Below are 13,216 nucleotides of genomic sequence, written 5' to 3' on the forward strand. Positions count from 1 at the left end.
TTTCGAGGCGTTGACTACACTCCCCTCAAGCAGGTGAGTGAGCGACGGCGTAGTCGAAGGAGTGCTGATGTCCCCACTGGATGGTTATACGTCGATGCCCGCCCGGCAACGCGGCGCAATCGGCTTGGTGGCCGCGCTGACATTAGGGCTGGCGCTGCTGTGCACGCTGGTGGTGGTCGACAGCGGCAGGCTGTATCTGGAAAAACGCTCCTTGCAGCGGGTTGCGGACATCGCCGCCCTTGAAGCTGCGGGCCGTAGAGGAACGTGCAGCGGTGCGGCCACGGCCCCCTCCTTCGCCACTCAGAGCGCCACGCGTAACGGTTTCACCCCGAACACCGATGGCCGGACACTGATGACTCGCTGTGGCACCCTCACAACAGGCCTCCAGAGCCAGCGCGTATTTGTCGCGGATTCCACCCAGGCCCTGGCCATTCAGGTGGTGGCAGCACACCCTGTGCCGCGAAGTATTGCCGCAGGCATTGGTGCACTGTTCGAAAAAACACCCTCGTCTGCCAATGTCACGATCAGCGCCACAGCCGTGGCCGCCACTGCAGCGCCGCTCGCGGCACTGACCATCCGCAGTGCAGCGGTCACCGTGGACAGCACCCGGGCAGCCATTCTCAACCCGGTCATTGGCAGTCTGCTGGGCGGCGCGCTAAACCTCAGCGTTGCCAACTGGCAAGGTCTGGCCGACACCGACCTGAGCCTGCTGAGTTATCTGGACAGGCTCAAAACCGACCTCAACCTTACGGCCGTGGGTTACAGCGACGTACTCAACACCACCGTTTCAGTCAGCCAGCTGGTTCAGAGCGCAATCAATGTACTCGGTTCGAACTCCACCCTGAGCGGGGCCGCTGCCATTCAGGGCCTGCAGCTCTTGAAACTGGCCACTGGAACGACCACCGTGCTGCTGGGTGATTTACTGGCGATTCAAGGCGGTGCGGACCTCACCGCCCTGAACACTAATCTGCGCCTGATGGATCTGGTTCAGGGCCTCGCGCAATTGGCCAATGACAAGAACGGTGTCTCGGCCGCGACACAGATCAACGTAGGCAGTCTGGCTCAAGTCACCACGCGAATTCAGGTGATCGAGCCGCCTCAACTGTCAGCCATTGGCGACCCGAGCAGAATCGACCCGCTTAACCCCAGAAACGGTGCCAACCGGATTTACGTGCGCACCGCACAAATGCGCGCACTGGTGTCGATCAACCTGCCTGTGCTGGGCACGATTACCTCGCTGGCCAATACCGCAGGCTCGGTCGTGGGCAGCCTGACACCGATCCTCAATAATGCATTGAGCCTCAATATTGCCGGCCTGCTCGGTTCTACCACCTGCGCGCTGGGGCTGACCAGTTGCATGGTCACCGACTTCAGGTTTCTGACCTCAGGCACGTCGTCCGGCACCGGTCCCAGAATCGATCTGAGCCTGTCACTGGCCAGCGCCGACAGTTACGTCACCGGTTTTACCTGCACCAGCAACACCAACAAGACCCTGACCATTCAAACCGATGCCGCTCTGCTGAGCAGCAAGGTCGGCCTGATCAGCGACAGCAACGCCTTCCCCGCCAGTACGGACCCGTCGGCAATCATTGCGATGCCCATACCGGTGCTCGATATCGGCACCCTGACCTGCCAGAAAATACTCGGATTACTGGGTAACTGCACCGCACGCCTTCCTTTTGGCGGCGGCGGAATCGGCCTCAGCTTCAACTCGGCCAACCAGTCGCCTTTGGGGAGCGCCACCGCGACCAGCACAACGTTCAGTTCACCCAACCTGCCGGAAATCAATAGCGCCCCGTATTTTCTGACCGGGGTCGCGGCCAGCAAGCCGAGCAGCGTACTGACCGGGCTGGTTTCAAGCGTTAAGGTCGATGTCTATAAACCGTCGGCCAGCACTGTGATTGGCAACGTCATCACCGGAGCGGCATCGATACTGAGCAGCCTGACCACGGCACTGGACGCCATCGTCGACGATTCGCTGACACGCTTGCTGACCCTGGTGGTAGACCCTCTGTTCCAGTCGCTGGGCCTGAGCCTGGCACCCGCAGATGTGGGTGCCAACCTGAGCTGCAACCTGGGTCAGGCAACGCTGGTTATCTAGCCGGCATTGAATATCGGCAGCTCGATCTGAAAACGAGCACCCTCGCCGAGGTTGGCGACGCTGAGCTGGCCACCCATCTGATCGACAATGCCGTAGCTGACGGACAAGCCCAGTCCGGTGCCGACGCCGACGGGCTTGGTGGTAAAGAACGGCTCGAAAATGCGCTCCAGCAAACGGGGATCAATTCCGCCGCCATTGTCCTGAACCGCCAGCCGGATGATGTTTTCATCCCGCTCGGCCTCGACACTGATCCATGGTTCAAAATCACGGTCTTTTTCCCGACGCGACAACAAGGCATCGCGGGCGTTGACCATCAGGTTGATCAGCACCTGCTCAAGCTGATCGACATGTCCGCGCACCTGCACGGCGTCGACCATGCTGCCCACCCGCAACTGCACACCCTTGCCCTTCATGCCCTCGGCCAGCATCGAGATTGTGCCGTCCACCGCCTGGGCCGGGTCGAACAATTGCTCCTCCACTTCGGAACGCCGACCGAACACACGCATATGGTCGACCACCCGGGCAGCACGCTGCACCTGCGTATCGATGCGATTGAGTTTTTCAGTGAGGTATTCGATGTCCACATCACCGCGCCCCAGGCGCTTGAGAACGTTGACCACCGCCATGCGCATAACGTTGAGTGGCTGATTGATCTCATGGGCAAGGCCTGTGGACATTTCACCCAGCGTGGCCATCTTGGCGCTCTGGTTCAACTGCATCCTCGAACGGCGCACGTCTGTATTATCGCGGCCCACCGCCTGCACTTCGACCAGCTTGCCGTGCTCATCGAATACCCCCCGGTCGGCCCATATCCACCAGGCATACTCACGGCCCGGCAGCTCGATACAGATTTCTTCGGTACTCACCGGCGCTTCCGGAGTCAGCTGGCCGATACGCTTGATGAACGCCTCGCGCTGCTCGTCCGACAGCCAGTCTCCCAGGTTGATCCCGGTCAGTTGTTCTGGCGTGCACTCCATATAGTTGGCCAGCGGCCGATTGCCGAAACTCAAGACCAGGTCCGGCGTGTAGCGGCAGATCATTGCCGGCGAATCTTCGACCAGAATGCGGTAACGCTCCTCGCTACGCCGTATATGCTCGGCCGCCAGGGTGGCCTCGGTCACGTCGAGCCACAGCCCCACCGCCTCCACCGGCATGCCGAGGTCGTCACGCAGCACTCGCGCCTCGTCCAGCAGCCAGTGGTATTGGCCGTTCCTGTTGCGCAACCTGAAACGGCGGCTGACGAATCCTTCACGCAGCAATTGCCGGTTACGCTCGAACCAGATGTCGCGGTCTTCAGGGTGAATGTATTCCGCCAACTGACCGTCTACACAGTCGGCCAGCGTCCAGCCCAGCAAGGGCGTCAGGCTGTCACTGAAAAAGGTCGGCTCAAGGTTGCCGTGGTCGTAGCGCTGCACGTAAATCACGGCCGGCGAGCTGGCAATCAGGTTGTCCAGCCGGGCGTGAGCCGCCGCCGCTTCGGTTTCCTGATTCTTGATATCGCTGACATCGAGCATGAAACCCAGTACCCGCTTTACCTGCCCACTGATCAGTGCCTGACCCTGAATGCGGAACCAGAGGATTTCCTGAGCGGGATCGCCCTGCGCCAGGCGCACGCACAGCATCAGTGGCGTGCCTTTGTCGCGCAACTGCGCCAGCCGACTGGACAGCTCCTGTCGATCCGCCGGATGAATCAGCGCCAGCCAGTCCTGACGCGACAGGCTCTCGACCCTGTCGCCCAGACGCAGGCTGCGCGCCAGCTGAGGTGCCAGCAGGATCTCGTCGCTCGCCGGTATCAGCTCCCACCAGCCGGTCCCCAACAGGTCCTGAAGCACCGCCAGACGCTCGACATGGTGGCGATTGTGCTGCTCGGACAAACGGAACAGTACCGGCCCGGCCAGCGCCGAGCACAGGTTGAGCCACTCGCGCTCTCCGAGGTCCGGGGCCTGTTGTTGCGGATTATAGAAGCCGAACATCAGCCAGGCTTTGGCGACGTTATCGCGACTGTGAGGGATCAGAAAGCCGTCGGCGTTACCAAAGGCACTTTGCAGCGGCCCCTGATCGACGCTGCCGCCAAACCTCAGTTGATGCGTGATATTGGCATCGAACCGATCCGGCGCAGTACCCAGCCGCTGCCCCACCTGCCACAGCTCCGGCGCAGTATGCGCGCTGTACTGACAGTAGACACGCCAGCCAACGCCGCTGACTTCCGGCAATACCAGCGCCACACAAGGTACGTGCCACAGTTGCGCCAGCTCTTCGAGTTGCTCGGTCACCACGGCCGTCAACCGGTCCACATTGCACACACGTACACGCTCGGCCATCTGCCCGGCAAACCGCAGGCACTGCTGACGGCTGCGAGCGGCGCTGGCTTCTTCCATCAGGTCACTGATATCCAGCAACTGCAACAGCCAGCCCTTGCCATGCGCCTGCACCCAGCCACGGGCGTGCAAGGTATGCGCATCGGCACTCTTGAAGTCCAGATCCAGCATATGACCCAGCCAGTCAGGCGGCACGCCTTCGATGACCAGCGCGCTATTGGGCAGCAACAAGTTCATCAATCGCTGCGCAGCCGCCAGCGGAGCAGCAATGCCCAATCGAGCAAGCAGCTGCGGGCTGATGCTCTGTATCCGCCCCTCATCATCGAGCAGCAAATACAAGTCGGCACCGACAGGACCGGGCTCACTGGAAACGGGCACGGCCTGCTGCACCTGTGGTGTTTCACCACGGCCAAGCCAACGGCTCAGACGATTTTTTTCAAGGGACAAGTTGCAGGCTCGCTTGTGCAGTAAGGTTGGTGGGCAAGCGCGGGATCTCACCAATTACGGGGAGCGTCAGTAACGGGAGCACCTGGGTCAATCGGGCCTTAGGGTACTGAATAGTCACTGTCAGAACACCGGCGCTGTACGTCACGCTGGTATAACTGGCGCTGAAACCCAGCGCAGGCGGCATCCATGACAACTGGTTCATGACAACACTCTGAGCCTGGCTCTTCAATAGCGTGTTGTAGTCAGTCACCGTCGGACTGAGGGCAACACTTCGGCGCACGGCCTCACTGGCCGCAGCATTGAAGGACTGCATCATCAGCAACGGCAGGCTATAACTCACCACGCCATAGAACACTGCAAAGAAAACAACGAACACCGCGGCAAATTCAATAGCGGCGGCACCCTGTTGCCGACGAGAAAAGGAAGGTTGCAGAACGGTTTTCATATCAACGTCTACCCTGACACTTACGGCCTCAGCACAGCATAGATTCTTTCCGCACAACAGGATGTGTTTGCGTGGTGAAATTATTTTTTCTGCTGGTCTGGTTTGCAATCTGTGCCGAACAGGATGCGCGACACAAGCAGATTTCCAACTGGCTGACACTGGGCGCGGCAACACTGGCTGCCGTTTATCTGTCATGCACAGGCACTACCTGGCTGGGCGCTGCACCGTCCGAAGCTGCGCTCGCACTGGCCCTCGCATTGGGCTTGACACTGCCTGGCTACGCGCTCGGCAAGCTGGGTGCCGGGGACGTCAAGTTGATGGCGGCACTCGCGCTCGCCTCGAACAGCGTCTATCTACTGTGCACATTTATGGGCGCAGGCATCGCCATGCTGATCGGGGCGCTGTTCCTGAAGAGCGGCCGGGCTCATAGAAACCAAGGGGGTGCACGGCGTGATTTCCCTGGAACCCCCGACACGCCGGATAAATATCCTTTTTCACCTTTCTTACTGGCAGGCTTACTGATAACGGTATGTTTCGTTCATTAGTCGGCACGCGGCCGATTGAAAACTTTAATACTATGTACATAGTCGGAAAGTACGACTACGGTTAGCACATTGCTCTGGCGTACTGTCAGGGACCTCTGACACGAATCAAACAACGCTGAATCATGTTTTGCTGAATGGATAAAGGTTCCGGTCTGCCGGCCTTAACAGCATGGAGTTGCATGTGGATAACTACCCGGTCACGAAAGTTCTGGTGGTCGATGACCAGCCTCTTATAGTCGAAGAACTCTGCGAGTTTCTGGAGGGCAGCGGTTACGAATGTGTGCGCTGTTATTCAAGCCTCGAAGCCATCGAGCATTTCAGCAACGACAGCGCCATCGGAATCGTGCTGTGCGATCTGGAAATGCCCGGCATGAACGGCATCGAGATGGTTGAAACGATGAAAATGGCGGGCGGCAAGACGCATCTGTTCGAAGCCATCATGCTGACCGGACAAGCCGAGAAAAAGGATGTCATCAAAGCCCTTAGAGCCGGTATTGCCGATTATTACCAGAAGCCGGTCAACCTCGAAGAGTTACTCGAGGGCGTTCAATTGCAAGTGGAAGCGCTGAACGAACGGCAAAAAAACCGTCAGCAACTGGGCCTGCTCAATGAGAAGCTTCAGTTCCTCGCCGCCTCCATAGACGACCTCTATCAGAATCTGGACAGTGTTCAGAACAGGCCACAGCCGGAGCGTAAAACCAGCGTCGACCGTGACCCACAGATGCCTGTGGCGTTGGCGAAGCTGTCACCCCGCCAGCTTGACGTGGCACGTCTGGTCAGCACCGGGCTGACCAATTACCAGATTGCCTGCGAACTGGGCATTACCGAAAACACCGTAAAACTCTATGTATCGCAAGTACTGCGCTTGACCCACATGCATAACCGCACCCAGTTGGCATTGGCATTTTCGCCTGCCAAGTCGACGGCGCGGCAAAAGCTGATCGAAAGCCAGGACTGAAAAGAACTCAGGCCTCGATTTCCGTCAATACGACGTGATAGGGCACATCGACCAGGGCCGAATGCACTTGATTGCGGCCCGCATGCTTGGCGCAATACAACGCCGTATCAGCCTGGGACGCAAGGCTCAGGCTGTCGTCATGCGCTCCAAGAGAAACCACCCCAGCGCTGAAGGTACAGAACAGATCGGCGGGCTGCGCGGGGTAATGGATCTCCGCAAAGCGATGGCGAATCTCATCGAGCACTTTATGGGCACTCTGAATGTCGGTGTCCGGCATGACGATGGCAAACTCCTCACCGCCGTAACGGCCGATGAAGTCGGTTTTACGTAGGCGCTGCTTGAGGAACAGTGCAAGGCTCTTGATCACACGGTCGCCCATCGGATGACCGTGGCTGTCGTTGACCTTCTTGAAATGGTCGATATCGAGCATGGCAAAACACAGTGGTTTGCCTTCACGTCGCGAGCGAAAACTGCAATCTTCCAGCAGTTGCAGGATGTGCGTGTGATTGTACAGCCCGGTCAGGCTGTCACGGACCATGCGCGCCTTGAGGCTGCGAGCTCTGGCAGCGCGGTTGCGGACCGTGGTGATCAGATGGCGAGGCTTGATCGGCTTGGTCAGGAAGTCGTCGCCGCCCTCACTCATGGCGTCGAGCTGCTTGTCCTGGTCATCCTCGGCAGACAGGTAAATGATCGGCACGCTGACGTAGCGGTCGTTATGGCGAATGACCTTGGCCAGCTCGGTACCGGTGCAACCGGGCATGTACATGTCGAGGATAATCAGGTCCGGCTGGAACTCGGCCAGTTCGGACATTGCCTGAATCGGATCGAGCAGAACCCGTGTAACAATTCCGGCTGCATTCAAAACACGCTCGGTATGCATCGCTTGAGCACGTGAATCGTCGATGATCAGCACTTTATAAGGCTCGTATTGAGCCACGCAGGTCAGGACTTCGATTTTTTCCAGCAGGCTCGACGCCTCCAGCGCGCCGGTCAGAAACTCCTCGCCACCGGCCCGAACCGCTGCCAGACGGGTTGGCGTATCGGTTTCGCTGACACTGAAAAACAATAGCGGAAGCTTCTGTTCCAGGCCTTCCTGAGCCTGCGATGCCAGTTTCAGGCCCTGACCCGCGCCGCTGAAATCGACATCCATGACAATCGCCGCCGGATGCCGCTGGGCCATTGCACGTTGAAACTCGGCGACACTGTGCAGCGACAGGGCGGCCAGGCCGAAGAACTCCAGTTGCTTGGCCAGGCGCTCTGCCCGCTCATGATCCTGAAGTACCACATAGACTGGCTTGCGCAACGGTGGCAGCGATGTTTGCTCCAGCCGGTCGCCATGCCGCAGGCCGGTACGCGAAAGGCGCTGCATCAAACGATTGAGATCAGTGATGAGGCTGCTGTTGAGGCGACCCCGATTGGCTTCGACGGCGTCGAGTGCCTGGCTGATGTCGTGCGCCAGGGAAATATGCTCCGCCTGCTCGAAGCGCTCGGCAAAGCGCAGAAGGCGTAGCGTCGACTCCTTGAGCTCAGCCATGTCCCCAGTCGACCACTCGGCCTTTTGCAGGCGCTGCCACGTCTCCAGAATCTGGCGCGCCTGATGGATGACCCGTTGGGCAAAATGATGCTTCAGGCGATCTCGGCTAGGGTCTTCTGACTCGGTCATATTGAGACTACTGTGGTTTTACTGAGCGATACGGCTGATGGCGCTATGCTAGCACCTCCGATACGACACAACAGCGCCGTAAGTCACTTATTTGACAACATTTTGATGGCGCTTAGCCATTACTCAAAATCAATCGACTGATAGATAGCAGCTATAAGGCTCAAGCTGCAAGCTGACAGCGGTTTGCTCTACGCTTATGGCTTGTGGCTTGCTGCTGCTTCAATCGCACCTTAGGGTAAGGTTGCGGTCGAACGCCTCGTGAAGCATTCAACTCAAGATCGAAAGGACCCTACCATGCTGGATTGGAAGAACCGCGCAGGCAGCGCGGGTGAGCGCACCGCTGACACCTCATCGGTCAAACGTCGCGGTTACCTGGGTAACCTGTTCTATAGTCGCGCTCTGGGCGCCTTGATCTTGATTTACCTGCTGGTTGCGCTGGTAGTCGGCTGGTACTGGAGCAAGGAGCCTGCACTGTTCCCGGTACAACAGAACGCGCAAGCCGCCGCCGAGCGCGAAGGCAAACAGATGGTTATCGGCTATACGACAGTCGAAACGCTGAAGACGGTGGCTGGCACGCTGCTCGATAAACGGGGTGGATACCTGTCTAACGACCGCATGCCACCGGGCTTGTGGCTGGACAACATTCCGAGCTGGGAATACGGCGTACTGGTGCAGGTGCGTGACCTGAGCCGGGCGCTGCGCAAGGACTTTGCCCGTTCTCAATCCCAATCGGCGGAAGACGGCGATCTGGCTCGCGCCGAGCCGCTGTTCAACTTCAACAATCGCAGCTGGATTCTGCCTTCCAGCGAGTCGCAATATGCCGAGGGGATCAACTCCCTGAGCCGTTATCAGGCTCGTCTGTCCGATCCAAACCAGAAAGGCGCACTGTTTTATGCCCGCGCCGACAATCTGAACAACTGGCTGGGCGATGTCGGCACGCGCCTGGGCTCGCTGTCGCAACGCCTTTCGGCCAGCGTTGGCCGGGTCAAACTCAACAGCACGCTGAAAACCGAAGCCGCTGCTTCGGTCAAACCCGGCGAAGTGCCACAGGTAGACGAGGAAATCGTCGAAACACCGTGGCTGGAAGTGGATAACGTGTTCTACGAAGCACGGGGTCAGGCTTGGGCACTCTCGCATCTGTTACGGGCCATCGAAGTCGACTTCGCCGATGTACTGGCCAAGAAGAACGCAACTGTGAGCGTGCGTCAGATCATTCGTGAGCTGGAAGCCTCTCAGGAACCGCTGTGGAGCCCGATGATTCTCAACGGTAGCCCGTTCGGTGTGTTCGCCAACCATTCGCTGGTCATGGCCAACTACATTTCGCGTGCCAACGCCGCGGTCATCGACCTGCGCCATCTGCTGAATCAGGGCTGATGTCCATTCCTGTCAACGAGGCCGCGCACCGCGCCGCCTCGGATGCCGAGCAGATCGCCTGGGTCGACGAACAGGATCGGCTGCTCGGTTCGCAGGTCCGCGCCGACTTGCGTGAACGCGGGCTGATCGGGCGAGGCACCTATATTCTGCTGTTCAACAGTGCCGGAGAGCTGTGCGTGCACCGACGCACCCTGAGCAAAGCCATCTATCCTGGCTACTGGGATGTAGCTGCAGGCGGGATGGTGCAAGCCGACGAAAGCTACACCGAGTCCGCTGCCCGCGAGCTGGAGGAAGAGCTGGGCGTCGGTGGAGTGCCATTGCAGGCGCACGAACGGTTCTTCTTCGACCAGCCGGGCAACCGGCTCTGGTGCGCCGTGTTTTCGGCAGTGTGGGACGGGCCTTTGAAACTGCAACCCGAAGAGGTGCTGGAAGCGCGCTTCATGCCCCTCGACGAAGTGCTGCGTCAGTCTGAAAACGGCTCTTGGTGCCCGGACTCTCTGGCAGCGTTGAAACGCTACCTTGAACAGGTCGAGAACGATCAGTAAGCGAGTGTTCAGAAATTGGCGTATCCAGCCCCTTAGCAACCGGCCTGTTTGCCGTTACACTGCGCGACCTTTTCAAACTGGGCCGGCCCTGCCGTTCCAGTAGCGCTGCCCCTGCCAGAGTGGGGCTTCGCGGTCGATGGCTCGTAGGAGCCCGACCCATCTTCAGTCCTCAACAAGAGGATTTTTGCGTGGCTAAAAAAGCCGCTTCCTTCGCCGCCCTGGGCGGCCTGGTGTTTTCAACTGACGCCGGGCGTCACTGCCCCGATTGTCGCCAGCCCGTTGCCGACTGCACCTGCAAACAGACGGCCATCCCCGAGGGGGACGGTATTGCCCGCGTGCGCCGTGAAAGCAAGGGTCGTGGCGGCAAGACCGTGACCACCATCAGCGGTGTCCCGCTGGCCGAAGAGCCACTCAAGGAGCTGGCCAAAGCCCTCAAGCAGCGCTGCGGCACAGGCGGCTCGCTCAAGGACGGTGTGATCGAGATTCAGGGCGATCACGTCGAACTGCTACTGGCCGAACTGATCAAAAAAGGCTTCAAGGCTAAAAAGTCCGGCGGCTGAACCCGCGTACCGGACGGCGAATCAAATCGTCATTTCAACTCATTACAATGCGCCCAGCCGGTTACTGGCTGGCGCTAAGACTTTCTTATAGGGGACTTCGATGTCCGTACGACGCACACGCAAAGACGATGGCAGCCAATGGACAGTTGCGGACAGCCGTAGCGTTTATGGCATTCGCCATTGGGGCGCGGGTTACTTTGCAATCAACGAAGCAGGTCGCGTCGAAGTCCGCCCCAATGGGCCGGACAGTTCGCCCATCGATCTTTACGAACAGGTCGACAACCTGCGCAAAAGCGGGCTGTCGCTGCCCTTGCTGGTGCGCTTCCCCGACATCCTGCAAGACCGTGTGCGTCAGCTGACCGGTGCATTCGACAGCAACATTGCGCGTCTGGAATACCAGAGCAAATACACTGCGCTGTACCCGATCAAGGTCAACCAGCAGGAAGCGGTGGTGGAAAACATCATCGCAACGCAGAACGTTTCCATCGGTCTGGAGGCGGGCTCCAAACCTGAACTGATGGCTGTGCTGGCACTGGCGCCCAAAGGCGGCACCATTGTCTGCAACGGTTACAAGGACCGTGAATTCATCCGCCTGGCGCTGATGGGCCAGAAGCTGGGCCACAATGTATTCATCGTCATCGAGAAAGAATCCGAAGTCGAGCTGGTGATTGAAGAAGCTGCCGAGCTGAAGGTTGCACCTCAGGTCGGCCTGCGCGTTCGCCTGTCGTCCCTGGCGTCGAGCAAATGGGCGGACACCGGCGGCGAGAAATCCAAGTTCGGACTTTCGGCCGCACAGTTGTTGTCGGTGGTAGAGCGCTTCCGCAAAGCGGGCCTGGACCAGGGCATCCGCCTTCTGCACTTCCACATGGGCTCGCAGATCGCCAACCTGGCCGACTACCAACACGGTTTCAAGGAAGCGATCCGCTACTACGGCGAACTGCGCAAACTGGGTCTGCCGGTGGACTACATCGATGTCGGCGGCGGCCTGGGCGTCGATTACGATGGCACACACTCGCGCAATGCCAGCTCGATCAACTATGACATGGACGATTACGCTGGTGTCGTGGTCGGTATGCTCAAGGAATTCTGCGACGCGCAAAGCCTGCCGCATCCGCACATTTTCTCGGAAAGCGGCCGCTCGCTGACCGCCCACCACGCGATGCTGGTGGTTCAGGTAACCGACGTCGAAAAGCATAACGACGAAGTGCCGGAAATCGCCGACAAGGAAAGCCTGCCGGAAACCGTTCAATGGCTGGTGGACCTGTTGGGTCCGACCGATATCGAAATGGTCACCGAAACCTACTGGCGCGCCACGCACTACATGAGCGACATCGCTGCGCAGTATGCCGATGGCAAAATCAGCCTGGCGGAGAAGGCTCTGGGCGAACAATGCTACTTCGCCGTCTGCCGTCGCCTGTACAACTCGCTGAAAGCGCGTCAACGCTCGCATCGTCAGGTGCTGGACGAACTCAACGACAAGCTGGCCGACAAGTACATCTGCAACTTCTCGGTGTTCCAGAGCCTGCCGGACACCTGGGCAATCGGTCAGGTGTTGCCGATCCTGCCATTGCACCGTCTGGACGAAGAACCGGTGCGCCGCGCAGTGCTTCAGGACCTGACCTGTGATTCCGACGGCAAGATCAAGCAATACGTCGATGAGCAAAGCATCGAGACCAGCATGCCGGTGCACTCCTTGAACGAAGGCGAAGACTATCTGCTGGGGATCTTTCTGGTGGGTGCCTATCAGGAAATTCTGGGGGACATGCACAACCTGTTCGGTGATACCGACTCGGTGAACATCTACCAGAACCCGGACGGCAGCGTTTACCACGCCGGTATCGAAACCCACGACACCATTGAAGACATGCTGCGCTACGTGCATTTGTCGCCCGAAGAACTGATGACCCACTACCGGGACAAGGTCGCCAGCGCCAGGATCACCCCACGCGAACGCACCTACTTCCTCGACGCATTGCGCCTGGGCCTCACGCGCTCTTCGTACCTCTCGTCCTGATGCCAGGAATCGCGATGGTGCCTGCAATGGGCACCATCGGCGATCACTGCCGTGCTCATGCTCCCGCTCACTCCCATCGGGGCCATGTATGCACAGTCGACGCGGGAGCGCTTCGAAAAGGGACAATCATCACGCACGCAACGTAATCCCCCACCAATACCTGCTGTAGGCAATGTCCTGTTCTGCTTGCTGCTCTCTGCCCTGCCCGACTTCTGCGCCAGAATGCACAGCCGCATTTCTGCCAGA

General features: G+C 59.1%; 10 protein-coding genes. 7 read left to right on the forward strand and 3 right to left on the reverse strand.

The window, feature by feature from the left end; translation table 11 throughout:
• The first annotated feature begins 67 nt into the window (after positions 1-67).
• On the forward strand, positions 68-2,101 hold the full coding sequence (locus tag MME58_RS22425; RefSeq protein WP_055004747.1) for a pilus assembly protein TadG-related protein: 2,034 nt from the start codon (positions 68-70) through the stop codon (positions 2,099-2,101).
• Here MME58_RS22425 and MME58_RS22430 read toward each other — a convergent pair.
• Positions 2,098-4,866, reverse strand: a complete 2,769-nt coding sequence (locus tag MME58_RS22430; RefSeq protein WP_055004748.1) for a PAS domain-containing protein — start codon at positions 4,864-4,866, stop codon at positions 2,098-2,100. The genes MME58_RS22425 and MME58_RS22430 overlap by 4 nt on opposite strands.
• Positions 4,856-5,311, reverse strand: coding sequence for a TadE/TadG family type IV pilus assembly protein (locus MME58_RS22435; protein ID WP_054986562.1), 456 nt, complete (start codon positions 5,309-5,311; stop codon positions 4,856-4,858). The genes MME58_RS22430 and MME58_RS22435 overlap by 11 nt, the downstream gene beginning before the upstream one ends.
• Before the next feature lie 74 nt (positions 5,312-5,385).
• Between MME58_RS22435 and MME58_RS22440 the strand changes: the two genes are divergently transcribed.
• Together MME58_RS22440 and MME58_RS22445 are read left to right on the forward strand one after the other, a co-directional pair.
• Positions 5,386-5,856: a prepilin peptidase gene (locus MME58_RS22440; protein WP_055004813.1), complete on the forward strand. Its 471-nt coding sequence runs from the start codon at positions 5,386-5,388 to the stop codon at positions 5,854-5,856.
• A gap of 181 nt (positions 5,857-6,037) precedes the next feature.
• Positions 6,038-6,814, forward strand: coding sequence for a response regulator transcription factor (locus MME58_RS22445; RefSeq protein WP_054986650.1), 777 nt, complete (start codon positions 6,038-6,040; stop codon positions 6,812-6,814).
• A gap of 7 nt (positions 6,815-6,821) precedes the next feature.
• Here MME58_RS22445 and MME58_RS22450 read toward each other — a convergent pair whose 3' ends face one another.
• Positions 6,822-8,477 (reverse strand): response regulator, encoded by a 1,656-nt coding sequence (locus MME58_RS22450; RefSeq protein WP_054986563.1) that lies wholly within the window; start codon positions 8,475-8,477, stop codon positions 6,822-6,824.
• 294 nt (positions 8,478-8,771) lie between these two features.
• Here MME58_RS22450 and MME58_RS22455 point away from each other — a divergent pair, with 294 nt between their 5' ends.
• The 4 genes from MME58_RS22455 to speA all read left to right on the forward strand — a co-directional run bounded on the left by MME58_RS22455 (position 8,772) and on the right by speA (position 12,970).
• Positions 8,772-9,851 carry a DUF2333 family protein gene (locus tag MME58_RS22455; RefSeq protein ID WP_055004749.1) on the forward strand — a complete coding sequence of 360 codons (1,080 nt, stop codon included), beginning with the start codon at positions 8,772-8,774 and terminating at the stop codon, positions 9,849-9,851.
• Entirely contained in the window at positions 9,851-10,396 is a 546-nt protein-coding gene (locus MME58_RS22460; protein WP_055004750.1) for an NUDIX hydrolase, read from the forward strand. Before MME58_RS22455 ends, MME58_RS22460 begins: the two co-directional genes overlap by 1 nt.
• A 188-nt stretch (positions 10,397-10,584) precedes the next feature.
• Positions 10,585-10,956: a translation initiation factor Sui1 gene (locus MME58_RS22465; RefSeq protein ID WP_054986566.1), complete on the forward strand. Its 372-nt coding sequence runs from the start codon at positions 10,585-10,587 to the stop codon at positions 10,954-10,956.
• Positions 10,957-11,056: 100 nt separating this feature from the next.
• A complete protein-coding gene (speA, locus tag MME58_RS22470; RefSeq protein WP_054986567.1) occupies positions 11,057-12,970 on the forward strand; it encodes an arginine decarboxylase in 1,914 nt (637 codons plus the stop codon).
• Positions 12,971-13,216 lie beyond the last annotated feature (246 nt).

The sequence above is a fragment of the Pseudomonas syringae pv. tagetis genome, assembly GCF_022557255.1.
Lineage (GTDB): Bacteria > Pseudomonadota > Gammaproteobacteria > Pseudomonadales > Pseudomonadaceae > Aquipseudomonas > Aquipseudomonas caricapapayae.

Excerpts from the sequence above, each read along its gene's own strand:
- MME58_RS22425 (WP_055004747.1), top strand. The coding sequence starts at position 68 with ATGTCCCCACTGGATGGTTATACGTCGATGCCCGCCCGGCAACGCGGC.
- MME58_RS22435 (WP_054986562.1), bottom strand. The coding sequence starts at position 5,311 with ATGAAAACCGTTCTGCAACCTTCCTTTTCTCGTCGGCAACAGGGTGCC.
- MME58_RS22450 (WP_054986563.1), bottom strand. The coding sequence starts at position 8,477 with ATGACCGAGTCAGAAGACCCTAGCCGAGATCGCCTGAAGCATCATTTT.
- MME58_RS22455 (WP_055004749.1), top strand. The coding sequence starts at position 8,772 with ATGCTGGATTGGAAGAACCGCGCAGGCAGCGCGGGTGAGCGCACCGCT.
- MME58_RS22460 (WP_055004750.1), top strand. The coding sequence starts at position 9,851 with ATGTCCATTCCTGTCAACGAGGCCGCGCACCGCGCCGCCTCGGATGCC.
- speA (WP_054986567.1), top strand. The coding sequence starts at position 11,057 with ATGTCCGTACGACGCACACGCAAAGACGATGGCAGCCAATGGACAGTT.